Annotated in this window: 24 protein-coding genes; 13 read left to right on the forward strand and 11 right to left on the reverse strand. The window is 65.8% G+C overall.

Annotated elements, in window-relative coordinates; genetic code table 11:
* Positions 1-35: 35 nt before the first annotated feature.
* Complete coding sequence (locus AO501_RS15560) at positions 36-986, forward strand: GlxA family transcriptional regulator (RefSeq protein WP_055578589.1); 951 nt, start codon at positions 36-38, stop codon at positions 984-986.
* Between the two features lie 14 nt (positions 987-1000).
* On the forward strand, positions 1001-1738 hold the full coding sequence (locus AO501_RS15565) for a DJ-1/PfpI family protein (protein WP_055578566.1): 738 nt from the start codon (positions 1001-1003) through the stop codon (positions 1736-1738).
* Here AO501_RS15565 and AO501_RS15570 read toward each other — a convergent pair.
* Positions 1728-2204, reverse strand: coding sequence for a nuclear transport factor 2 family protein (locus AO501_RS15570; protein WP_055578590.1), 477 nt, complete (start codon positions 2202-2204; stop codon positions 1728-1730). The two genes, AO501_RS15565 and AO501_RS15570, sit on opposite strands and share 11 nt — an antisense overlap.
* 18 nt (positions 2205-2222) lie before the next feature.
* On the opposite strand from AO501_RS15570, the gene AO501_RS15575 reads away from it, so the two are divergent.
* The gene (locus AO501_RS15575) at positions 2223-2990 is read left to right on the forward strand and encodes an SDR family oxidoreductase (RefSeq protein ID WP_055578567.1); all 768 of its coding nucleotides are present in this window, start codon (positions 2223-2225) and stop codon (positions 2988-2990) included.
* Positions 2991-3036: 46 nt separating this feature from the next.
* Positions 3037-3390 carry a hypothetical protein gene (locus AO501_RS15580; protein WP_156452588.1) on the forward strand — a complete coding sequence of 118 codons (354 nt, stop codon included), beginning with the start codon at positions 3037-3039 and terminating at the stop codon, positions 3388-3390.
* Between the two features lie 70 nt (positions 3391-3460).
* Here the strand turns inward: AO501_RS15580 and AO501_RS15585 are convergent, their stop codons facing one another.
* Together AO501_RS15585 and AO501_RS15590 are read right to left on the reverse strand one after the other, a co-directional pair.
* Positions 3461-4234: a YqjF family protein gene (locus AO501_RS15585; protein WP_231752506.1), complete on the reverse strand. Its 774-nt coding sequence runs from the start codon at positions 4232-4234 to the stop codon at positions 3461-3463.
* Between the two features lie 26 nt (positions 4235-4260).
* The gene (locus tag AO501_RS15590) at positions 4261-4629 is read right to left on the reverse strand and encodes an STAS/SEC14 domain-containing protein (RefSeq protein WP_055578569.1); all 369 of its coding nucleotides are present in this window, start codon (positions 4627-4629) and stop codon (positions 4261-4263) included.
* Between the two features lie 76 nt (positions 4630-4705).
* On the opposite strand from AO501_RS15590, the gene AO501_RS15595 reads away from it, so the two are divergent.
* A complete protein-coding gene (locus AO501_RS15595; RefSeq protein WP_231752507.1) occupies positions 4706-5242 on the forward strand; it encodes a hypothetical protein in 537 nt (178 codons plus the stop codon).
* 102 nt (positions 5243-5344) lie between these two features.
* The gene (locus tag AO501_RS15600; RefSeq protein WP_231752508.1) at positions 5345-6085 is read left to right on the forward strand and encodes a peroxiredoxin; all 741 of its coding nucleotides are present in this window, start codon (positions 5345-5347) and stop codon (positions 6083-6085) included.
* 22 nt (positions 6086-6107) lie between these two features.
* Here AO501_RS15600 and AO501_RS15605 read toward each other — a convergent pair whose 3' ends face one another.
* The 3 genes from AO501_RS15605 to AO501_RS15615 all read right to left on the reverse strand — a co-directional run bounded on the left by AO501_RS15605 (position 6108) and on the right by AO501_RS15615 (position 11122).
* A complete protein-coding gene (locus AO501_RS15605) occupies positions 6108-6779 on the reverse strand; it encodes a GAP family protein (RefSeq protein ID WP_082658648.1) in 672 nt (223 codons plus the stop codon).
* 2 nt (positions 6780-6781) lie between these two features.
* Positions 6782-9106 carry an arylsulfatase gene (locus tag AO501_RS15610; protein WP_055578570.1) on the reverse strand — a complete coding sequence of 775 codons (2325 nt, stop codon included), beginning with the start codon at positions 9104-9106 and terminating at the stop codon, positions 6782-6784.
* A 189-nt stretch (positions 9107-9295) separates the two neighbouring features.
* On the reverse strand, positions 9296-11122 hold the full coding sequence (locus tag AO501_RS15615; protein WP_055578571.1) for a fatty acyl-AMP ligase: 1827 nt from the start codon (positions 11120-11122) through the stop codon (positions 9296-9298).
* 217 nt (positions 11123-11339) lie between these two features.
* On the opposite strand from AO501_RS15615, the gene AO501_RS15620 reads away from it, so the two are divergent.
* The 4 genes from AO501_RS15620 to AO501_RS15635 all read left to right on the forward strand — a co-directional run bounded on the left by AO501_RS15620 (position 11340) and on the right by AO501_RS15635 (position 14174).
* Positions 11340-12179: an SH3-like domain-containing protein gene (locus AO501_RS15620; RefSeq protein WP_055578572.1), complete on the forward strand. Its 840-nt coding sequence runs from the start codon at positions 11340-11342 to the stop codon at positions 12177-12179.
* Between the two features lie 18 nt (positions 12180-12197).
* Positions 12198-12896, forward strand: coding sequence for a thiocyanate hydrolase subunit gamma (gene scnC, locus AO501_RS15625; RefSeq protein WP_055578573.1), 699 nt, complete (start codon positions 12198-12200; stop codon positions 12894-12896).
* A 3-nt stretch (positions 12897-12899) separates the two neighbouring features.
* Positions 12900-13268 (forward strand): hypothetical protein, encoded by a 369-nt coding sequence (locus AO501_RS15630; RefSeq protein ID WP_055578574.1) that lies wholly within the window; start codon positions 12900-12902, stop codon positions 13266-13268.
* A 189-nt stretch (positions 13269-13457) separates the two neighbouring features.
* Entirely contained in the window at positions 13458-14174 is a 717-nt protein-coding gene (locus AO501_RS15635) for a maleylpyruvate isomerase family mycothiol-dependent enzyme (protein WP_055578575.1), read from the forward strand.
* A 16-nt stretch (positions 14175-14190) separates the two neighbouring features.
* Here AO501_RS15635 and lipD read toward each other — a convergent pair whose 3' ends face one another.
* Entirely contained in the window at positions 14191-15468 is a 1278-nt protein-coding gene (gene lipD / locus AO501_RS15640; RefSeq protein ID WP_055578595.1) for a lipase LipD, read from the reverse strand.
* Positions 15469-15533: 65 nt separating this feature from the next.
* The gene (locus tag AO501_RS15645; protein ID WP_156452589.1) at positions 15534-16640 is read right to left on the reverse strand and encodes a serine hydrolase domain-containing protein; all 1107 of its coding nucleotides are present in this window, start codon (positions 16638-16640) and stop codon (positions 15534-15536) included.
* A 113-nt stretch (positions 16641-16753) separates the two neighbouring features.
* Here AO501_RS15645 and AO501_RS15650 point away from each other — a divergent pair, with 113 nt between their 5' ends.
* Positions 16754-18379, forward strand: a complete 1626-nt coding sequence (locus AO501_RS15650) for an ABC-F family ATP-binding cassette domain-containing protein (protein ID WP_055578576.1) — start codon at positions 16754-16756, stop codon at positions 18377-18379.
* Here AO501_RS15650 and AO501_RS15655 read toward each other — a convergent pair.
* Positions 18344-19204: a lysophospholipid acyltransferase family protein gene (locus tag AO501_RS15655; protein ID WP_156452590.1), complete on the reverse strand. Its 861-nt coding sequence runs from the start codon at positions 19202-19204 to the stop codon at positions 18344-18346. The genes AO501_RS15650 and AO501_RS15655 overlap by 36 nt on opposite strands.
* A gap of 99 nt (positions 19205-19303) precedes the next feature.
* Here AO501_RS15655 and AO501_RS15660 point away from each other — a divergent pair, with 99 nt between their 5' ends.
* The gene (locus tag AO501_RS15660) at positions 19304-19771 is read left to right on the forward strand and encodes an SRPBCC family protein (RefSeq protein WP_055578578.1); all 468 of its coding nucleotides are present in this window, start codon (positions 19304-19306) and stop codon (positions 19769-19771) included.
* A 26-nt stretch (positions 19772-19797) separates the two neighbouring features.
* Here AO501_RS15660 and AO501_RS15665 read toward each other — a convergent pair whose 3' ends face one another.
* Positions 19798-20961, reverse strand: coding sequence for an LLM class flavin-dependent oxidoreductase (locus tag AO501_RS15665; RefSeq protein WP_055578579.1), 1164 nt, complete (start codon positions 20959-20961; stop codon positions 19798-19800).
* A 158-nt stretch (positions 20962-21119) separates the two neighbouring features.
* A complete protein-coding gene (locus AO501_RS37250) occupies positions 21120-21545 on the reverse strand; it encodes a hypothetical protein (RefSeq protein WP_055578580.1) in 426 nt (141 codons plus the stop codon).
* A gap of 565 nt (positions 21546-22110) precedes the next feature.
* Between AO501_RS37250 and AO501_RS15675 the strand changes: the two genes are divergently transcribed.
* On the forward strand, positions 22111-23771 hold a 1661-nt coding region (locus AO501_RS15675), incomplete at its 3' end, for a PPE family protein (RefSeq protein ID WP_082658650.1).

Here is a 23771-nt window from a genome sequence, read left to right on the forward strand (position 1 = left end):
AGACGACACGAGGCGATGTGGCCAACACTGTGTTCATGGCTCGCACAGTCGTGATCGCCGGCTTCCCCGGTGTCCAGGCGCTCGACCTGGTAGGGCCCTACGAAGTCTTCACCGGTGCATCGTTGCTCACCGAGGGTGGATACGACGTGATCGTGGCCGCCAACGGCGGGCAACCGATCGCCACCGCGGGGGGCCTGGCGCTCGGCGCAGTACCGCTGCCCGACCCGCGCGGCGAGGTGGACACCGTGGTGCTCCCCGGCGGCTTCGGTGTCGAGGCCGCGCGGGCCGACGCCCAACTGCTGGAGTGGATCAGAGCGGTCGCCCGCAGGGCCCGTCGCGTCGTCACCGTTTGTACGGGTGCGTTTCTGGCTGCCGAAGCGGGGTTGCTCGACGGACATCGCGCTACCACGCATTGGGCCTTCGCCGAGCAGCTCGCCGCGGAGTTTCCGAGCGTCGAAGTCGATCCGGACCCCATCTTCATCCGCAGCTCCGAGCGGATCTGGACGGCCGCCGGCGTCGCCTCCGGTATCGACCTCGCGCTTTCGCTTGTCGAGGACGACCACGGCACCGAGGTTGCCCAGACTGTCGCGCGGTGGCTGGTGCTCTACCTGCGCCGCCCCGGCGGGCAGACCCAGTTCGCGGCCCCGGTGTGGATGCCGCGCGCGAAACGTCCGTCGATCCGCGACGTGCAGGAAGCCATCGAAGCCGAACCGGGCGGCGTGCACAGCATCGACGAACTGGCCCGGCGGGCGGCCATGAGCCCGCGCCACTTCACCCGGATCTTCACCGAGGAGGTCGGTGAGGCGCCCGGGCAATACGTCGAGCGCGTGCGTACCGAAGCGGCCCGCCGCCAGCTGGAGGAAACCGACGACACCGTCGTGGCCATCGCCTCGCGGTGCGGCTTCGGTACCGCGGAAACCATGCGGCGCAACTTCATTCGCCGTGTGGGCATTCCGCCTGACCAGTACCGAAAAGCCTTCGCTTAGAAAGGAAAACCACCATGCCCCAGATCGCCTTCGTGGCCTACCCGGGTTTCACCGCGTTGGACATGATCGGCCCCTACGAGGTGTTGCGTCAGCTGCCCGACGCTGATGTGCGGTTCGTCTGGCATGAGGTCGGACCGGTCACCGCCGATTCCGGCGTGCTCGTGCTGGGCGCGACCCACTCGTTCGCCGAAACCCCTTCTCCTGATGTGATTCTCGTGCCGGGCGGGCCCGCGACCCCGGTGCATGCGCGGGACGAGACATTGCTCGACTGGCTCCGGCAGGCCCACGGAACGGCCCAGTGGACCGCCTCCGTGTGCTCCGGGTCGGTCATACTGGCGGCCGCCGGCCTGCTGCGGGACAAGCGCGCCACCTCGCACTGGATCGCCCTTCCGGCGCTCAAGGCGTTCGGCGTCACTCCGGTCGGTGATCAGCGGATCGTGCACGAGGACAACATCATCACCAGCGCCGGCGTCTCCGCCGGACTCGACCTCGCGCTGTGGCTGGCCGCACAGCTCGGCGGCGAAGGCCGGGCGAAGGCGATCCAGCTGGCCATCGAGTATGACCCGCAGCCGCCGTTCGACTCGGGTCACATGTCGAAGGCATCGGCGACTACGAAAGCCGCCGCCACCGCATTGTTATCCAAGGACAGCCTCAAACCGGCCACCGTGAAGGCCACCACGCTGCTGGCGTGGAAGCAGGCGCTGTCGGCGGCGCGCTCCCGGCGGCGCAAGCGGCAGCCCGTCAGCGTTTAGGCGCGGGAATCGCGTCGGTGGCCAGCTTGCCGCCGGCCTGAATCCAGGCCCCGACCACCCGAGGTGCGTCGCGGTTGGGGTTGTAGATGTCCTCCTCGCTGGAGAACAGGCCGTCGCCGGCGTACACCAGGCGGGTCCAGTTGGGGAACCAGAACGGCTCCCCGTGCGGGTCGGTCGGGTGGTCGAGCAGGTTCTTGATCATGATGACGACCGCGTCGTTGGCTTCGTCGTAAGCGGTCCAGTCCGACGGAAACCGCATGTGCGGAAACGGGGCCATGACGTCGACGATCCACTGCCGCACCTCCTCGCGACCGTGGAAGACACCGTAGTGGTGCTCGGTGTAGACGACGTCCTCGGTGAACAGGTCGGCGAACGGGCGCCAGTCGCCTGAGGCGCTGCAGCCCTCGACGACGGTGGTGTAGTGCCGGACGGCGTCTTCGATCTCTGCTTTCGCGAACTTGCCCATACCGGACACACTAGAGGCATGAGCGTGTTGGATCTCTTCGATTTGCGCGGCAAGAAGGCCCTGGTGACCGGGGCGTCCAGCGGCATCGGCAGGAAGGTGGCCCTGGCCTACGCGGAAGCCGGTGCCGAATTAGGTCTTGCCGCAAGGAATTCGGATGCCCTTGGCGCGCTCGCCGAGGAGATTGCGGCGACCGGCGGCAAGGCCGTACCGATAGCGTGCGACGTGACCCGCGAAGACCAGGTGTCTGCCATGGTCGACCGGATGACCGCCGAGTTGGGCGGGATCGACATCGCGGTGTGCAACGCCGGCATCGTCTCGGTGACACCGATGCTGGACATGTCGGTGGAGGAGTTCGAGCGAATCCAGAGCACCAACGTGACGGGGGTCTTCCTCACCGCGCAAGCGGCGGCCAGGGCGATGGTCGCTCAGGGCCGGGGCGGGTCCATCATCACCACCGCGTCGATGTCGGGCCACATCATCAACATCCCGCAGCAGGTGGGTCACTACTGCACGTCCAAGGCGGCAGTGATCCACCTGACCAAGGCAATGGCGGTCGAATTTGCCCCGCACAACATCCGGGTGAACAGCATCAGTCCCGGCTACATCATGACCGAGCTCGTCGAACCACTCGCCGAATACCACCGGCTGTGGGAGCCGAAGATCCCGATGGGCCGCATCGGCCGCCCGGAAGAGCTCAACGGGCTGTACCTGTACCTGGCCAGCGCAGCGTCGAGCTACATGACCGGTTCGGACCTGGTGATCGACGGTGGCTACTGCCTGCCCTGAATTCCGCTGCGCGATCTGCGGCGAGGTGGCCGGTCACGTGCGGTGGGTGACGCCTGCCGACGCCGTCGCCGAAACGTCCGACCCCGCCCTGCAGGCACTGGCCGAGCTGGACGTTCTGGAGCGTCCGGCCGATCAGGCCGCCGTGGCGGTGCAAACCTTCTTCGGAACTGCCAGCGTGCCCGTGTGGCCGGAGTGGATCGAACCGGTGAGTCGCGCGATCGCCGACGCCGACGCGTCTGCGTTGTATCGCCTCGGCTACAGCTATGCGCCGTTTCACTGCCCGGACTGCACGCTGACTTACTGTGGCGCGCACTGGAATTGGCGGACCTTCGAAGACGACCCCTACACCGGCATCGAAGGTGACTGTCCCCGCGGTCACTTCCACGTGCTGGCCTACTGATCCGGCGCGAGAGTGAATGACGCGACACCGCCGCGGCGTGTCGCGTCGAGGACTTCACGCTCGGCACGGATCACTGAATTAGGCAGGGCCGACCGAAATAGGTTTGCACACCCGGCGAATACAGTGCCCGCAATCGGTGACCGGCCGGCTGTACCCCCGCCGCGTCCACCAGTTCGTCATGCAGCTCCGAGATTTCGGCCTCGTGCAACGGCCATACGTCGTGTTCGTTGGGGACCCACCAGGTTCGGCCCGCCTTGCGGGTGTGTGCACCCCAGCGAGCGGTGAGCCAGATCTCCAGTGGGGTCGGCTCGATGACGTCGCCGACCGTGACCGTCATCAGGCTGCGCAATCCGCGCCGCGGCCAGCGCCGCACGCTCTGGTAGGTGATCTGACGGCCGGACCGGGTCATCCGCATCCTCGCCCAGGTGTACGGGACGCCAAGCCCGATCCGGGTCACGGGCACCACGGCCAACCGCGCCGTTTCCAGCGACCGGAACAGCACGCCGTGGCGTCCGGCGTCGTCGACCGAATACAGCCGGACATTGGTCTCCAGGAAACGGCCGAAGTACGGAAGCGGAAGTGCCGTACCGATTTTGGTGTAGGACATCGCGAACGGGATCAACCCCACATAGGTGGTTCCGTCGGCGAACACATCGGGACGGGTGCCGGGCGGGTACAGATGCGCGACAGTCTCCGGTGCCACCGGCCAGTGCGCGAAGGTCACGTCCCTCCAGTACTGGTCGAACGTGACGGGACGCGGCAGCAGCGGCGGTGTCACCGGGTAGCCGGCCAGCGCCGGGTCCCTCTCGGCGCCGGTACCCGGCAGGTCAGGCAGGGCGGTCACCGGACCATGGTGGCACGCGCAGTTGATTACGCGCCATCGACAACCCACTGCCGCGCCTGGTCCTGCTCATCGGCGGGAAAGTGGCGAATCTCGGCTGACACGAAGTGCGACGCCAGATGTTCGGCCACATCACCGAGGTGCGAGTCGGTCACCACCGCGACTTTCTTGATGTGCTTCTGATGATCCCGAACGAAGCGGAAATGAGTGACCAGCGCTCCGAAGCTGTCCCACCCCGGGAATTTCGCCGCGCTGATGATCAGACCGTTGAGGTCGCCGTTCGCCTCGATGTGCGGGTCGACGACCTTGGCAAGTGCGGCGAAATCGCTCTTGTCCAGAGCAGACTCCGGTTTTACCAACAGCACGGATTGAGCCGCGTCCAATTCGTAGGTGATCATGGTGCGCTCCTTGATGATGGGCTTCGGTAATGGTCGCGCCCTTGACACCGGCGGATAAGAGGCCAAAGTCATCCATATGCTGGTGGATATTCGTTTGTCTCGGGACTGGCGACGGCACCTGTTCGCAGCGCTGACTCTGGCCGGGTGCATTTTCGCACCGGCCGGCCATGCTGCCGCCGACTCGGGATGCGCCAACGGGCAACCCGACGCCCGGCCCGTCGGTAAGGGTCAGCAGGTTCTGGTCGACTACTTCAGCGCGGTCAACAGCAAGGATTACCTCACAGCGTGGGGCTATCTGGGCCGGCAGGTGCGTGCCGTGTATGGCGCGGGGGCACCGGAACAGGATGCGGACGGGCTGGCCAGCTTCTCCTCGATCATGCGTCAGCACGTGAAGTGCGTGCGCGTCACCGCGATCGCAAGCGCCCCGACCAACGACCCGGATGTGTCGGCGTCGCTCGGAATTCAGTGGTATCAGGTGACATTCGACGCCGAATATCTCACCCGGTTCGAGGCCGGCGCGGGGACCCTGCCCCCGTTCTACAAGACGCAGGCCGACCCTCACGAAGGGGTTGGGCCACCACCGCTGATCATCAACCAGGGAACCAGTCCCTGACGGTGTCAGACGACAAGCGGCCCCACGTCAAAGGGCGTTAGTCCCTATCCCGCGGACAAGGCGGGTTGTGGAATGGTGCCAGACCACGTGAAGGGACCGTCCATGACCACCACCGAGAGCTCCCCCGCGATTGTCGGAATGCCCCGTATCGGGGACCCGGCGCCGCCGTTCACCGCCGTCACCACCCAGGGGTCGATCAACTTTCCGGCCGACTATGCCGGCAAGTGGGTCATCTTCTTCTCTCATCCGGCTGACTTCACCCCGGTGTGCACCAGCGAATTCATCACCTTTGCCTCGATGCAACAGCAGTTCGCGGCCTACAACACGATGCTGGTGGGGTTGTCGGTCGACGGGCTCTACAGCCATATCGCATGGCTACGCACGATCAAGGAGAAGATCTCCTTCCGCGGTATGCACGACGTGGAGGTCACCTTCCCGCTGATCGAGGACGTCTCGATGGAGGTCGCGCGAAAGTACGGGATGATCATGCCAGGTGAGGACTCCGCCAAGGCGGTGCGCGCGGTCTTCGTCATCGACCCGGATGGCAAGATCCGTGCCGTCATCTACTACCCGCTGAGCCTGGGCCGCAACTTCGACGAGTTGCTACGGGTGGTCAAGGCGTTGCAGACCGCCGATCACTTCCACGTCGCGACGCCGGCCGATTGGCACCCAGGAGACCGGGTGATCGTGCCACCCGCGGGTTCCTGCGGCACCGCCAAGGAGCGGATGGACGGCCACGCCGAGGGCATCGAGTGCGAGGACTGGTTCTTCTGCACCAAAGAGATCAGTGCCGACCAAATCGAATCCGCGATCCGGGTCGGTGGCCATCCGCGAGCGGGCTGACACTTACAGGATTCCAAAGCACTTAAAGGATCCCGAAGCCGCGCAACGCTTTCAGCCCGAACCAGATCCCGAAGATCAACCCGACCAGGACGACGATGGGCCGGTTCTTGTCCTGCAGCCAGCGCAGCATCCGGTCCAGCACGGAACGTGACCGGTCGCCTAAGAGTGCGGCGGCACCGATGATGATCAGGTTCACGCTTGTCGCGAGCAACACGAAGGCGATGTACGAGGTCATATGTCCGACGCGGCCCATCTCCGCACTACCGATCACTCCGATCGCCGCGAAGGTGAAGACCCACGCCTTCACCGACACCGTGACGACACCCGCCCCGATGAAGAAGGCCTTTGTCGGCGTCGCCGACATCAGCACCGCCATCCATTTCGGTGGCGGCGCATTCGGGTCGTCGTCGCTCAGCAACTCCCGTGCGGCGGTCACCAGGAACAGCACGGCGACGACGAGCAGAACCGTCGACACCACCCAGTGATAGGCGTGCTTCGAGTCGCCGCCGCGGGCTCCCCAGTGCAGGATGGTGCCGAAGACGAGGCCCTGCAGCAGCCTGGTGCCGACATGCCCGGAAATCCAGGCCCCTGCCGCCCGCAGGCGAGCGGGCGTGCCCAGCAGCATGATCGTGATCATGATCTCGATCGGTTCCAATGCGCCGCCGAGAATCAGCGGGACCAGACTTTCCCACATCGCTACTGCGAACCCATCGCCGAGCGCATCTCCGCCTCGGCCAGCGCCGCCGCCAGATCGCCGGGCCGGGGGTCGATGGTCGCTTCGATCCGGTCGATACGCCCGGTGAACCGGAAGGCCTGCCCGTACGGCGCCACCGGTGAACCGGTGTCGACTCCGACGTCCAGCGTTTCACCACTCATCGAGAAGCGGAACGGGACGGTGCGCTCGATGCGGCCACTGGCCACGGTGCGCTCGTCGACCAGTAGCGAGGCCGTCGCCCCGCTGCCCAGTCCCCCGCCGTCGTAATCGAACGAAAGGCTCACGGTGGCAGGGCCTTCCGGCAGTGGTTCCAGCCCAGACACCGTGGTGAGTTCATGGCCGAGATAGTTGTAGGTGAACATCGGTACGCCGTACTGCAGATACAGGCTCCATCCGGCCATCGCGCCACCGATACAGATCACCACCCCCTGCGCACCACCCGCCGGGATCACCACGTAGGCCCGCAACCGAAACGAGGTGCTGGTGTAGCTCAGTGTCGCCGTCTCCGGGATCCGCACGTGACTGGGGTGATACGTGACCGAAGTGCGGTCGCCCAGCAGGCTCGGCCGGTTGACCGGCAGCGCCCGGGCCAGGGTGGCGTCGCTGAGCGGGTAAACGTCGTATTTGCGGGCCTCGGAGTCGAACACCGCCTGCAATTCCGTCAGTTTCTCCGGGTACCGGCCGGCGAGATCGACACCCTGGCTGAAGTCGTCGGCCAGGTGGTAGAGCTCCCAGCGTTCGGTCTCGCCGAACGGATGACCGCCGGTACGCACCCAGGGCAGCCGGCCGTGGAAACACGACGCGATCCAGCCCCGGTGGTATATCGCGCGGTTTCCGAATATTTCGAAATACTGTGTAGTTCTTCGACTTTCGGCATAAGGGTCATCGAAGGAGTACTGCATGCTCACTCCTTCGACCGGTTTCTGTTCGACGCCGTTGACACGCACCGGCATCTCGACACCGGCCGCCTCCAAGATGGTCGGCATGACGTCGATGACGTGATGAAACTGACTGCGCTGCTCGCCCCTGGCCTTGATTCCGCGTGGCCATGACACGGCGAACCCGTTGCGGGTGCCGCCGAAGTGGGAGGCCACCTGTTTCATCCATTGAAACGGTGCGTCCAGAGCCCAGGCCCAGCCCACGTTGTAGTGGTTTTCGCAGCGCGCTGTCCCGAAGTCGTCCAGATGGGCGAGCAGCCATTCGGGATCCTCGGGCAGACCGTTCTGGAACGCAGGCGAGCTCCAGGCGCCGTGGATGGTGCCTTCGGCCGAGGCGCCGTTGTCGCCGCAGATGTAGATGAACAGCGTGTTGTCCCATTGCCCCAGATCGTCGATGGCGTCGATGACCCGTCCGATCTGCGCATCTGTATGGGCCAGGAAGCCGGCATAGACCTCCATCAGGCGGCGGGCCACCGGTTTGTAGCGATCGTCGTAGTCCGTCCACGCCGGTATCTGTTCTGGCCGGGGCGTCAGCCGGGTACCGGCAGGAATGATGCCCAGCTCAATCTGGCGCTCATAGATGCTCTCGCGCAACGCATCCCAGCCGCCGTCGAACTGACCCGCGAACCTGTCCGACCACTCCGCCCATACCTGGTGCGGACTGTGCGTGGCACCGGGAGCGAAGTAGAGAAAAAAGGGCTTACCGGGCGCCGAGGTTTGTTGACGTTGCATCCAGTCGATCGCGCGGTCGGCGAGATCTTCGGTGAGGTGATAGTCGTCGCGGCCGAGATACGGCTCGACGGGTGTGGTCTGGTCGAACAGTGCCGGCTCGTACTGCGACGTGTCGCCGCCCAGGAAACCGTAGAAGCGTTCGAAGCCCAGCCCGGTGGGCCAGCGGTCAAATGGCCCGGTCGGCCCCAGTTCCCAGGTCGGGGTGAAATGTGCCTTGCCGAACAACGCGGTGTTGTACCCGTTGCGCCGCAGGATCTCCGCGACCGTGGCGGTGCTCTGCGGCAGCACGCTGTCGTAACCCGGGAAGCCGTAGGCGATTTCACAGATGGTGCCCATGTGCGCGCTGTGATGATTGCGTCCGGTCAGCAACGCGGCGCGGGTCGGCGAACACAGCGCGGTGGTGTGAAACTGGTTGTAGCGCAGACCGTTTCGGGCCACCCGGTCGAGGGCGGGCGTCGGCACCGGCCCGCCGAACGTGGCCGCCGCCCCGAACCCGACATCGTCGAGCAGGACCACGACGACGTTGGGAGCACCCTCGGGTGGGTAGGTGATCGTCGGTTTGACCGGGGTGGATTCAGCGGCCGACGGCCGGATCACCCCGGCGAAAGGTTCGGCTGCGCGCGGCAGGTCAACCACTGTGCCTCCTTATTGCCCGATGGCGTGGATAGTCTCACGCGAGAGGCGGCGGCCGGAGAGAATTCGGCAATGCCGGCCGGTTCTTTGACGGAGCCAACGCGCCCTACCGCGACATCGACGCCGCGCGGGTGACCAATACCGTTGCCCGCGCGCAGATCTGGGCCAGAGTTGCTGCGATCTACCGGACCGTCAATGAACGCCGAGGGTGCCGTCGAGATACTCCGCGCGGCAGGCCACCCGCGCCAACTTGCCACTGGTGGTGCGGGGAATGGCGCCGGCGGGCAGGAACCGCACGTCCGTGACGGACAAACCGTGCCGCGCCAGCACCGCCGCCCGGATGGCCTCGATCGCGGGTTGGGGGTCGGCGCGGCTGGTTCCCGTGGCACGCTCGGCGATGACGACCAACCCAGCAGGCACCGCAAAGGCCGTCACATATCCCCGTCGCACCAACGGCGACGCTTCGGCGACGGTGGCCTCGATGTCCTGGGGATAGTGGTTCCGGCCGTCGATGGTCACCAGGTCCGCCATCCGCCCGGTCACATACAACTCGCCGTCGAGGTACACGGCGAGGTCGCCGGTTCGCAACCAGTCGCCGTCGATCTTCGCGCCGGTGGCGTGGCTGCCCTCGCCGAGAGTTGCGCTCAACTTGGCGCGGAACGTCAGCCGTGTCTCCTCGGGCCGCTGCCAGTACCCTCGCCCGACGTTGTCGCCCTGCAGCCACGGTTCGCCGATGTGACCGTCGGGCAGCTCGGCGCCGGTTTCGGGGTCCACGATCACCGCCCACAAGCTGCGTGCGACCTGACCACATGACACCTGGCCGACGGCGTTGGGCGCATCGGCGGCAACCGGCACTGCCCGGCCCGCGCCCAACTGCTCGCGATCGAGGTAGATCACCGACGTCTCGGCGGCGTGGTCGATGGTGGCGATCATCAGGGTCGCCTCGGCGATGCCGTACGACGGTTTGAAGGCCGTGCGCGGTAATGCGTAGGGCGCGAACGCTTTGTTGAAGTTCGCCACCGCGTCGATGCTGACCGGCTCCGAACCGATGATCAGCACCACGTTGGAGAGGTCGATGTCGTCGCCGGCCGCCGGTAGTCCGCGCTGCGCCGCCCATTCGTAGGCGAAGTTCGGCGCGGCGGTGACCACCTGGCCGATTCGCGAGCTGTCCGACAAGGCCTGGATCCAGCGCAGCGGGCGGCGCACGAACGCCGTCGGCGACAGGAGGGTGGTGTGGCCGCCGTACACGGTCGGGAAGCCGATCATTGACAAACCCATGTCGTGGTAGAGGGGCAGCCAGCTGACGCCGTGGGTGTTCCGGTTCAGCAGGTCGATCGACAGGATCATCTGCGTCAAGTTGGTGGCCACCGCCCGGTGGGTGATCTCCACCCCGATCGGGGGCCGGGTGGCTCCGGAGGTGTACTGCAGATAGGACACGGCGTCCATGTCCAGATGGACGGGCGTGAACAGCCGCTCCGCCTCGTCCGGAATCTGGTCGATCACGAGCAGCCGCGGTGCGTGCAGTTGTGGATGGGCAGCCAGGAACTTTTCGATCGCCTCCCTGGCCGCTGCCGTGGTGAGGATGACCGTCGGCTGCGAATCGCGCAGCGCCGTGTCGAGACGCTCGGCGTGGCCGGGCAGTTCCGGTGCGAACAACGGCACCGCAATGGTTCCGGCCTTGATCGCCGCGTAGTAGCCGACGACCCAGTCGATGCTCTGGGGCGCCAGGATCGCGACCCGGTCACCGGGGCCGGCGAACCGCTGGACGTGGGCGGCGACGGCTCGTAAACGGACCCCAAAGTCGGACCAGGTGATTTCATCGGCGTGCCCCTCACCGGAGCCGCCGTAGTTCAGGAAGCGGTAGGCGACGGTGTTGCCGACGTACTTGATGTTGCGGTCGATCAGCGAGATCAGCGTGGTGTCCGGCGGTAGGACGATGTTGCCGTCAGCGTCCAGGCAATCCTCGATCTGCAGCAGCCCGTCAGGTGCCGCGGGCGTCGACCCGGTACCGCGATTCATGCGCGCATTCTATAAACCGGCCTGCGGCGGTCCTGGCAAGCTGCAGTGTGGTCCTGGCCACCTGGTCCGCATGGCGTCGTGTTCCGGATGTGCCGCCTGTTCGTGCATGAACGCGAAATCGCTTGAGCGATGCGGCTTTTTCGGCTAACCGATTTCGCCGGACAGTGGTAGTTTTGACGTCGGACCAGGTGGAAATCTCCATACGGGAGGCGTCCAATTGAGCACAGCAGCGGAGCGCGCGGCGCAACTGGCGCTGGTTTCCCGGCTCAAAACGATCTATCCCGAGGTTTCGGAGTGGCCGGCCCCGGACGAGATCACTCACGATCACTGGCTGGCGTACATGAAGACCAGCCACGACGTCGGCGGTGAGCTTGACTACCCGCACCTGTACGAGAACAAAGAAGAAGAGCAGTGGGAGTTGATGACCTACGTGCTCTGCGAGGTTCTCGGCATGCGCGGCATCTGGGTCTCCGAGGAGCGGCGGCGGCTGGGCAACGTCGATGTCGGCCGCGCCATCTACCTGGGCCTGCCCTACTACAGCCGCTGGCTGTGGTCGGTCGGCCGGCTGCTGATCGAGAAGAAGCACATCAGCTGGGGTGAATTGACCGACCGGCTCGCGGAAGTCCAGGGGAGGTACGCGGGCGGGTTGCAGGGGCGCCGCCCGGAGGCCCGGCCCAAGTTCGAAGGCGACGGTGCGAGTGTCCCCCGCAATAAGCATCACATCGAGGCCGCCGGCATCGGCGATCCGCAGCGCTTCTCCGGTCAGGCGGGTGAGGCGAAGTTCGAAGTCGGACAACGTGTTCGGGTGCGGGAGCTGCCGGCGATGTTCTACACCCGCACTCCGGAGTACGTACGCGGTGCGGAAGGGGTGATCGCTGAGGTCAGCTACGAGAGCCCGGCGCCCGAGGACGAGGCGTGGGACCGCGAGGACGCCAAGCCTGAGTGGTTCTACATCGTGCGGTTCAACCAGGCGCAGCTGTGGGACAACTACACCGGGCACCCGAACGACACGTTGCAGACCGAGATCCCCGAGCGCTGGCTGCAAGCCGTGGGTTGAGAGGAGCGCGATCCGATCATGACCGACCACGACCACGAACGCACCGTCAAACCCATGGTCGACGAGATCACCGACTTCGAAGTGCTCGAAATCGCGCTACGCGAATTGTGCATCGAGAAAGGATTATTCACCGCCGAAGACCATCGGGTCTTCACGGAGTACGCCGAGCAGATCGGCCCCACGCCCGCGGCCCGGTTGGTGGCGAAGGCGTGGCTGGACCCGGCGTTCAAGGAACTGGCGGTGACCGACGCGGTCGCGGCCGCCAGAGAGGTCGGCGTCGAATGGCTGGACCCGACCGGTTTCGGCACCCCCAGTGACTTCGTGGCGTTCAAGATCCTGGAAGACACCCCGACGGTGCACCATGTCATCGTCTGCGCACTGTGCTCCTGCTACCCACGTCCGATACTGGGCAACTCCCCCGAGTGGTACCGCACCCCCAACTACCGGCGGCGCATCGTGCGCTGGCCACGGCAGGTGCTCTCCGAGTTCGGCCTGCAACTACCCGACAACGTCGAGGTGCGGGTGGAGGACTCGAACCAGAAGCACCGGTTCATGGTGATGCCGATGCGCCCGGCGGGAACCGAGGGATGGAGCGAAGACCAGCTCGCCGAGATCATCACCCGCGACTGCTTGATCGGGGTCGCATTACCCAAACCCGGGGTGACGACCAACGTGACTCCCCTGGTGCGCCGCGCCGTCCGCCCCGTCGAAGCCTGACCCATGTCGGACGAAATCTCATCCGCTGCAGGAGAATTCGCAGTCCTGGACGAGATCGTGGAGCATCGGCAGACCTGGCCGGTGCTGGCGGCCAGATATGGCGTCGATAACCCGCTGCCGCCGTGGAAGACCAGCCTGGACGGGCTGTGTGACGTGCTGGACCGCTCGTGTTACGGCGACGGACGGTCTGCCCTGACCTTCAAAGAACGCCGTGATGAAGAAGACGAGCTGTCGGCCAACCGGTACGCCGGTCTGCCGTTTCCGGAGAATCAGCTGGTCGCCTTGGCCTACTCGCTGCTCGCCCGCGGCATCATCAGCGAATACGAACTGCGTCAACGGCTCGACACGGTCCGCGCCCGCCTCGAGGCTTAGACCCGCCGACTGGGCATTCTTTCGTCGATCCGCTCATTGCGTTACGCCTGGTGGCGGTCGAAGCGGACTGGGCCGCGAGAGCGTACCGGCCGGCGCTTTGTGCAACTGCGCCACTGGTTTCAGGGTCGGTCGCGGCTCATCCGATGGACAATCATGGCCTCAGCCCTACGCTCGTGATCTCATAAGCCGATGCAGTCTGCCGACTATCTCCACGCGGTGCGGCGCGACGGCGATCGGATCGTCGCGGTGGCCGGGGAGGGGCTGCACCGCGGCGTGCCGAGCTGCACCGGATGGACGGTCGCCGAATTGGTCTGGCATGTCGGCAATGTCCACACTTTCTGGCGACAGGTCGCAGCCGGCTCTGTCACCGGGCCCGAGAGTTACCGCGAGCCTGCGCGACCCGACGAACAGGCCCTCGTGCAATGGTTTGGTGACGGTCTGCGGGAGACCGTCACCACGCTCAGCCGCATCCACCCCGAAGCCCCCGCGTGGACCTGGGGGCATCGTCAGAACGTGGGATTCGTCCAACGTCGCCTCGCGCATGAGACCGCGATCCACTGCTGGGATGCCGTCGGTGCGCTGGGTCGGGACGAGGCGGTGGAACCGCGGCTGGCCGCCGACGGTGTCGCGGAGTTCCTTGAGGAGGTGCTGCCTGGCATGTCCCCCGATCTCGACGGCCCGGTCCAGTCGATCCGACTGCAGTGCGACGACATTGATGGTGACTGGACTGTTCGCACCGGCGCCGGCGCATGCCGGCTGGTGCCCGACGGTCGCGTAGATGCCACCGTGCGCGCCACGGCGTCCGATTTGGTGTTACTGCTCTGGGGGCGCTGCCCGGTCGAGCGGCTGCGCGTCGACGGAGACGTCGGGGCCCTGCGGCGTTTCCTGGCCCGCGGGGCCTTCTAGGACTCGCGCGGGAGTATTACTCGCCGGCCGCCGGCTCGTAGTCGCCTGTGTCCTGGTACGCCGCACCGAAATGCGGCACCTCGAGCGGGCCGTCCTTTTTCGCGGCGTTGACCGCACTGGTCAGCAGCGGGGCCAGCCCGGCGAACGAGCCGACGTCGAACAACAGCAGCGTCAACAAGCGGTTGTGCACGTAGCCGAACGAACTGCCGGACTCGGGATCCGCCCAACCGACCGTCCCGCCCAGGCCGATGTGTCCGTATCCCTCCAAAAACCCTGGCACCGGTGATGATTGGTAGCCCTGGTGATATGTGAAGGGCAGTCCCAGATTGAGATCCGGCCATAGCTCGGCCTTGCCCCTCATGCCGGCCACGGCCTCCGACGACAGCAGCCGCGTGTCGTCGATGACACCGTCGTTCGCCAGCACCGCGTAGGTCTTGGCCAAGGCCCGCGCCGTGACCACGCCGTTGACTGCCGGCAGTTCGCCGTCCAGGAACGGCATGTCGTCCTGGAGCATCCCCATGATGCCGGGGAAGTAGATCGAGCCGAGCAACCCGGAGAACGATAACCCGGCCACCTTCGGCGCAATGAAGTCCAGCAGCGGGGTGGGGATCTTGGCTTGCGGCAGCAATGTCTGCGCGGCCTTGGTCGGCGAATCGGCGGGCGGCCGGCCCAGGTGCAGTCCGTCGGTGTTCAGCGGGCGGGCCAGGTCTTCGCGGAACAGTTCGCGCATGCCCTTTCCGGTGACGGCGCGGGCCAGACCCGAGAGCAACCACCCGTAGGTGATCGCGTGGTACGCCGTCTTGCCGTGGGCGTGATCGACCGGGGCCGCCGCCAGTCGCTCCTCCATCTGGAGGTGATCCATGATGGTGTGCTTGTCGACACCCTTGAGGTGGGACAGGCCGGCGCGATGCCGCAGCACGTCGCTCACCGTGATCTCGGACTTGCCGTTGGCGCCGAACTCGGGCCAGTACTCGGCGACCGGGACATCGTAGGCCAGCAGACCGCGGTCGACGAGCATGTGAATGATGGTGGCCGCCAGGCCTTTTGTCGCGGAGAACACCATAGCGCCGGTGTCCTCGGTCCAGGGCACCTTCCCTTTGCGATCCGAGTAGCCGGTCCATACGTCGACGACCGGTTTACCGTCGATGTACACCGACAGACCGCCGCCCCCGAACATCTTCCCGGGGTAGAGCCCGGCGAACGCGCGAATGACATTCAGGAAGTGCGGATCGCACGCTCCCTGCACGCCGGACGGCAGGCCATTGTCGGTGGTGAGGACGGTCGCTTTCGCCATACCGTGCATGATTGCAGCCTCAGGGGCGCCCGGCGCACAGGATCGACAATTTTCTGTCCGCGCCGTTACATCCAGATGCGGTCCAGCGCGTCGGCCAGGGCTTCGGGATCCTGTTTGTCGACATTGCAGCTGATCGCCACCGACGTGCGCCGGTCGCTGCTGACACGGAATGCGGTGACGAACCCGGCCCACGCCCCGTCGTGGTCGAGCATCCCGTTGGCCAGCGAGTAGATGCCCGCGCCGTAGCGGTCGCCGCTTCCGGGCTCGGTCGGTACCGCTCCGGAGAGCTGCGCATCGAGGAGGCTCGGGCCGCCCACCTTGCCGGTGCGGTAATTGTCGGCCCAGCGGACCAGCTGGCTCGGGGTGGTCTGGATGCCGCCGTCGCCGACCTGCTCCCACTTGGAGTCGGCGGCCTGGTACCCGCTGCCCTGAGTTTCGGTGTAGGACAAGGCTTTGGCGGGGATCTTCGCGTTCGGGTCCATCACCATGGTCAGGCTCAGCGGCGTAAAGATTTCCGAGCTCAGGTAGTCCGGGAGTGGTTTGCCGGACAGCCGGTGCACGATCTCTCCAAGGAGCAGGTAGTTGGAGTTGGAGTACTCGAAGCGGGCGCCGGGCTTGAACACCAACTCCGGCGCGCCCGCCAGGGCCTGCAGGGCCTGGGCCTCGGTGGTGCGGTCGGCGTAGCTGAAACCCTGCTCCTGCAGCAGGCCGACGTAGTCGGGGATTCCGCTGGTGTGGTGCATCAGCTGCGCGAGAGTGACATTGGCGGCCCACGGGGGCATCTCCGGCAGGTACTGGGCGAGTGAATCCTCGACCGTCAGCTTTCCCGCGGCAGCCAGCAACAGGACGGCGGTAGCCGTGAATTGCTTGGATACCGAGGCGATGTCGAACACCGTTTCCGCGGTGATCTTCGCGCCGTTGTTGATGTCGGACAGTCCCGCCACTCCGGTCCAGGCAACCTTTCCCTCGACGCCGACCGCGGCCGAGCAACCCGGCCCGTCGGCTTTGACGGCGGTGTCCAGCACGTTCTGGCTGCTACCGGCCTTGACGACCGAGGTTGTGGTGGTAGAGGAACCCCCCTTGGGGCTGGACCCGGGGTGTGGATCAGTGCACGCGACCAGCGTCAGCGACAAGAGCAGCGGGGATGCCACGGACCAGAAAATCGTTTGCATGCCGTGGGCCAGAGTCGTTAGGAATGCAGGCATGGACGGGAGCAACGACATCTCAGCGTGAGCTTCGGCTCGCATTTTGTCGTCACATTCCTTCCGCGCCTGAGGACCCGTCCATGTCTGTTTCGTGTTCGAATCTGTCGTTCTGGTGGCCGGATGGCACCACCGTTTTCCAGGACGTCTCGTTCGCTTTCGACCACGGCCGCACCGGTCTCGTCGCACCCAACGGTGCGGGAAAGACTACGCTGCTCAAGCTGATCGCCGGTCGCCATTTACCGGACCGCGGCAGGGTGTCGGTGCGCGGCGTGACCGCTTATCTTTCCCAGGACTTGCCCTACACCCCGGAACTCACGGTGGCCGAGGTTCTCGGCGTCGCCCCGGTGCTGGCGGCACTGGACGCACTGGACGGCGGCGACGCCAGTGACGAGGTCTTCACCACCGTCGGTGACGACTGGGACATCGCCGAACGCGTTGCCGCCGAGCTGGATCGCCTTGGGCTGGGCCATATTACGCTGGACCGACGGCTGGACAGCGTTTCCGGCGGGGAGATCGTGGCGCTGGGCCTGGCGGCCCAGCTGTTGCAGCGGCCAGATGTGCTGCTGCTGGACGAACCCACCAACAACCTCGACCAGGCCGGTCGCCGCCGGCTTTATCGCGTCCTCGACGACTACCGCGGTTGTCTGGTGGTGGCGAGCCACGACCGGTTGTTGCTTGAGCGGATGGACCGGATCGCGGAGGTGTCCCCGAACGAGATCCGCTGCTATGGAGGGAATTACACGTTCTATCAACAGGTGCTGCGGCAGCAGCGGGATGCCGCCGAACAACAGCTGCGCAGCGCCGAACTCGACCTCAAGCGCCAACAGCGCGACCGGCAGAAGGCCCGCGAACGTGCCGCCCGGCGCGCCGGCAATGCGGTGCGCAACCGCCAGCAGCTGGGGCTGCCCAAAGCGTTGCTGGACAAGCGCGAAAGCAGTGCCGAGCAGTCCGCCGCGAAGTCGGATCACCTGCACGCGGCGCGCGTGGAAGCGGCCGGTGCCCGTGTCGACGAGGCCAGTCGTGCGCTGCGTGAGCAGTCGCGGATCGTCGTCGATCTGCCGGATACCCGGGTGCCTGCCGGCCGGACGATCTTCACCGGAACCGCCATCCAGGTTCGGCGCGGCGGTGCGCCGCTGTTCGCCGGCAACGGCGTCGACCTCACCATCCGAGGGCCGGAACGTCTCGCCCTGACCGGGCCCAACGGCGCCGGAAAGTCCACCTTGTTACGCGCGATGGCCGGCCAGATACCCGCGCAGGGCGCTGTGAGCGGGCGCGGTCGCATTGTGTACCTGTCGCAGCGGCTTGACCTCCTCGACCCGGATTCGTCCGTGGCCGACAACCTCGCCGGGTTCGCGCCGGGCATGCGACAGGCCGATCGGTTGACGCGGCTCGCGCGCTTTCTGTTCCCCGGCGTGCGGGCTCATCAAACGGTGGCGACACTGTCGGGTGGCGAGAAGTTGCGTGCCACTTTGGCCTGCCTGCTCAGTGCAGAGCCGGCGCCCCAGCTGCTGCTGCTGGATGAACCGACCAACAACCTCGACCTGCCCAGTGTCGCCCAGTTGCAGAGCGCGCTGGCCTCCTACCAGGGCGCCTTTGTCGTCGTCAGTCACGACCGTCGGTTCCTGGATGAGCTGAACCTCGACCGCTGGTTGCGACTGTCCGACGGCCAACTAACTGTCGGAGCGCAGCAGCCGTCCGACGAGTGACCGGTTCGGGTCGGCTTCGCGCTCGGCGAGCATCAACTCGATGCCGTGTTCGACCGCCGCCGCGGTGCGTTCGCGGACCTTGCGTGCGGCGTTGTCGTTGGCTTCCTGCCCGCTGAATTCCGTGGTGTCGATCGGGTCCCCGAACCAGTAGTACTGGCGCTCGGGCCGAGGCACCGGCGTCAATCCGACACCACGGACCAACGGCGGCCCGTCGGGCGTGCCGAGCAGCTTCTCGGTCAAAAATTTCATCGGCGCCATCAGCGGTGACTCGTTGTCCAGCACAATATCGATCCCGTGCTCGGCGCCGACCGAGGCGAACGGGACGATCGGATAGCCGAATTGAATGGCCAAGCGCGCGAAGCCGAGTCGGTTCTTCCAGACCAACTTGTACTGCTCGTTCTTGAGTTTATTGACCTCGCGGCCGCCACCGGGGAACACCATCACCAGCTCGCCGCGGCGCATCAGCTCGGACGCGTTTTCGCGGGTGCCGTCCACGACGCCCATCCGGGTCAGCGCATCGCCCCAGCCGGGGACTTTGAAGTGCGCGTGGTCGCCCAGGGATCGGACCATCCTCCCCCGCTCCCACAGCTCGGCTGCCAGCAACGGAGCGTCCACCATGCCGAGCGTGTTGTGGTTGCCCACCAGCAGGGCACGTTCGGTAGGTACGTTGTCGATGCCGTAGACCTTGGGCTTGATCAGCTTTCGCAGCGGCTTGATCAGGTTCAGCGCCGCTGCGACGTCGGCCTTGGTGGGGGTGGGCGGAACGGATACGGTGTCGGCGTTTGGCACACCGAGAGTATGCCTCCGTGCGGGGTTGCGCGGAATCGTTTTGGCCGGTCAGATCCCCGGCGGGAACGGCGCGCACCGGCCCGGTAGGGTACCCGGCAGCACAGTCTCGGGCAGTCGTCACGGTGGGAGTCAGGCATGTCGGGTCGTAAGTTCACGTTCGAGGTCAACAAGACCACCAGCGCTCCGCCTGCGACGGTGTTCCGGTTGGTGGCCGACGGCGGCAACTGGTCGTCCTGGGCGAAGCCGATCGTTGTTTCCTCGAGCTGGGTACGGCAGGGAAACCCGGCGCCGGGCGGAGTCGGCGCGATCCGCAAGCTGGGCATGTTTCCCGTGTTCGTGCAGGAGGAGACCGTCGAGTACGAGCAGGATCGTCGACACGTCTACAAGCTGGTGGGCTCACCGCAGCCCGCGAAGGACTATCAGGGCGAGGTAGTGCTCACCCCGACCCCGTCGGGTGGCACCGACATCCGCTGGAGCGGCTCGTTCACCGAGAAGGCTCGCGGGACCGGGCCGGCGGTCCGGGCAGCGATGGGCGGCGCGGTCAAGTTCTTTGCCGGCAAGCTGGTGCAGGCCGCCGAGCGCGAAGCCGGGACTGCGCGATAACCGTTGGGGCGCAGGCGTTTTCGTCGTTAGTTCGCAGACAGCTCGTCCTGGTATTTCTTGGTCATGTGCTCGATCGCCTGCAGCTGAGTGGCGGCCAGATCGTCGCGCATCTCGGTCGCGCGCGCGGCGGCATCGATCGTCGGCTGTGCCTGGCCCTGGAAATGCGGCATCACTTCGGCGGCGAACAGTTCGGCCGAGCGCCTGGTCGCGGCCGGATTCGCCCACTCGTGACCCATCTGCAGCATGCAGCCGAAGCCGCCTGACTGATCCCACAACCGCTGCACCTGTTCGCGGGCCCGTTCGGGTGTGCCGATCACCCCGGCGCCGTTGTCGTTGATCATGTCGATCATCTCGTCGAGCCGATCCCCCGCCATCGTCATCTGCGGGAAGGCGGCGACCTTCTGGAAGTAGCGGAACCAGGGCTCGATGCCGAATTTGACGTCGGCGCGGGCCTGTTCGTCGGTCTCGGCGATGTGCATCGGCCCGACCAGGCTCCAGTTGCTCCGATCCACCTGGGTGCCGAACGCTTTGGCTCGTTCCTCCACAATTCCCCAGTGGTAGGCCAGCGCGTCGAAGCCTTCGATCGTCAGCGTGGCGCCGATCGACAGGAGGCCGATGCCGTGCTTGCCGGCCAGCCGCGCACCGGTCGGCGATGCGACCGCCGCCGCCGCCAGCGGAATTCCCCCGGCGGTGTACGGAGCTAGCTGCAGTTTCGCGTCGTAGAGCTGATGGGTGGCGGTCTTGGCGGAGACGGTCTCCCCTGCCAACAACCGGACGACGATGTCGAGGTTGGTTTCCAGCAGCTCGCGGGTGTCGGTGGGAGTGAGCCCGATCATCGACGAATCGGTGGGCAGCGAGCCCGGCCTGACTCCACCGATGATGCGGCCGTGCGTGAGGTGGTCGAGCAGCATCAGCCGGTCCGCAACCCACAGCGGGTTGTGATAAGACAGCGAGATCACGCCGGTGCCGAATCGAATTCGCTTGGCGCGCTGGGCCGCAGCGCCGATGAACACCTCCGGTGAGCTGATGATCTCGCTGCCGGCGGAGTGATGTTCGCCGATCCACGCCTCGTCGAAACCGAGGGCGTCGAGGTGCTCGACGAATTCCAGGTCACGTTGCAGGGCTAACGTCGGGTTGGTGCCGGCGCGGTGGAATGGGGCGATGAAGTATCCGAACCTGAGCTTCGTCATTGGGGCTCCCTTGCGATCGGTTCTTCCCGAACACTAGCCCGATGACGATGCGCACCGGAACGGTGGGCTGAGGAGTCGGGCAGTGTGGCCCGCAAGACCAAAAACGAGGACCGGGTTGCCCCGGTCCCCGTCTGGAATCGTTCAGTTGTGATGTGCGATCAGGGAATGCTGCCGCAGATGTTGCCGACGCAGCCGCCCCCGCCGCCCGGTCCGCCGCTGCCACCGCCGACACCGGGGATGCTGCCACCGCCGCCACCGGGACCACCGCCGCCGGTCGGGCCGCCCGGGATGCTGCCGCCGCCGCCACCGGGTCCGCCGCCTCCGGTGGGCCCACCGGGGACACTCCCGCCGCCGCCGTTGGGGCCGCCGGTGCCGCTCGGTCCGGGTGCGCCACCGGGCTGGGTTTCCGAAGGCGCCGCACCGCTGGAGGGAACGGTGCTGGACACGGTCGTCTGAGTCGTCGACGACGACGGGGTTGTGCTGCTGCTCGGCCCCTTGTTATCTCCGCCGCCACACGCGACGGCCATGACGAGCATGGCTCCGCCGCCGAAGGTTGCGAGGGCAGTTCTAGCTCCAGTTCTCATCAGCGTTACCAATCTCCACTCTCGTCTTGCAGGGATGCCTGAGTCGCATACCCCGTAACCAGCGGGTGGAAACTGCTTGGGTGACGAAGGCCGGGCGCCGAGTCAGCTGGTGCGCGGTGATTCGGGGCTTATGCAACGGCATGCGAATCCGCTCAGCCGTGTGTGGGAATTAGGTGTGAATCGGTTATGTGGAACGTTTTGGTTCCTGTATGTGATATTTTCGCACTAGCCGCGTGCGTCGGTAGATCGACTAAAAGCGTTCGGCGCCAACGGAAGACAGAGTTACCGCGTGTAAGTTCCCTGGACAGGGGCACAGCCAGCATTCGTCCGGACCACCAGGTGTAAAGCGCTTAGTCAACACGCGTGATTTTGTAATCACGAAAATATAACAGTTTGATATCCGTTCTATAACGGCAGCAAAGTATCTGATATTCGTCGCATTTCGTCCGCTACAAAACATGACGACAACCGTGCGGCGGGGGGCCTGCGGGGCGTCGAGAGTGAGCGGATCCCGGTATGGGTGCCGACTCAATCCCACTGAGCGATGCGACTAGAGAGGTCGACGATGAACTACGCGCTGCTGCCCCCCGAGGCAAACTCGGCTCTGATCTATGCCGGCGCCGGGTCGGAGCCCATGCTGGCGGCCGCAGGCGCCTGGGGCACCCTGGCTGACGAATTAGCCTCGGCTGCCGAATCATTCGGCTCCCTCACCTCCGGACTGGTCAATGAGGCGTGGCAGGGCGCGGCAGCGACCGCGATGGCGGCGGCGGCGACGCCCTATGCCAACTGGCTCAGCGCCGCGGCGGCGCAGGCCGGCCGGTCGGCGATGCAGGCCGGCGCCATGGCAGCCGAGTTTGACGCGGTCCGGTCGGCAGTGGTGCATCCGGAGTTGATCGCCGCCAACCGCAATTCATTCGTCTCCTTGGTGCTGTCCAACATCTTCGGACAGAACGCTCCGGCGATCGCCACGGCGGAGTCGTTGTACGAGGAGATGTGGGCGCTGGATGTGTCGGCGATGTCGGCCTACCATGCGGGTGCCTCGGCTGTCGCGGCAGCGCTGACGTCCTTCGCCCAACCATTTCAGGGAGTGGCAGCCGCGGCCGCAACGAATGCCGTTCCGGCGCAGCGGGCGCTCTCGGTCAGCCTGGGTCTGGCCAATGTCGGGGGCGGCAACCTTGGCAACGGCAACGTCGGGTACGCCAACCTCGGGGGTGGCAATTTCGGTCTTGACAATGTTGGTTGGGCGAACTCTGGCGCTTCGAACTTAGGCTTTGCGAATCTGGGCAGCAACAACTTCGGCCTGGGGAATCTCGGTAGCGGCAACATCGGTTTCGGCAACGCCGGTACCGGCAACTTCGGGTTTGGAAACAGCGGCACTGGCAACATCGGCATCGGGCTCACCGGTGACGGCCAGATCGGGATCGGCGGCCTGAACTCGGGCACCGGGAACATCGGCCTGTTCAACTCCGGTAACGGGAACATCGGGTTCTTCAACTCGGGCAACGGTAACTTCGGCGTCGGCAACTCCGGCAACTTCAATTCCGGCTTGTGGAGTTCGGGATCGGGCAATACCGGGCTGTTCAACACAGGGTCCTTCAACACCGGCAGTCTCAACGCCGGCGATGCCAACACCGGCAACCTCAATGTCGGCAACTTCAATATGGGCAACGCCAACCCCGGCTTCTCGAACACAGGCGCATTCAACACCGGCGCCGCCAACACCGGATGGATGAACGGCGGCAGCATCAACACCGGACTCCTGAACACCGGCGACATGAACAACGGTGTGTCCAACACCGGCCAGCTCAATACCGGCGTGTTCTACCGCGGCGTTGGACAGGGCGCGCTCCACTTTGCGATAACAACTCCTGACCTGGCACTTCCTCCTCTCCAAATTCCCGGCATCGAGGTACCTGGCTTCCAGCTGCCGTCGATCGGCGTGCCGTCGATGACGATTCCGGCTTCGACGACGCCGGCGAACATCGTGGTGGGTGGTTTCGGTCTGCCGGAGATCACGGTGCCGTCGTTCCACATTCCGGCTTCGACGACGCCGGCGAACATCGTGGTGGGCGGTTTTGGTTTGCCTGAGTTGACGGTTCCGTCGGTGCAGATTGCGCCGTGGACGTCGCCGGCGGGGGTGACGGTGGGTGGTTTTGGTTTGCCTGAGTTGACGGTTCCGTCGGTGCAGATTGCGCCGTGGACGTCGCCGGCGGGGGTGACGGTGGG

This window comes from Mycobacterium gordonae (assembly GCF_001417955.2).
Lineage (GTDB): Bacteria > Actinomycetota > Actinomycetes > Mycobacteriales > Mycobacteriaceae > Mycobacterium > Mycobacterium gordonae_B.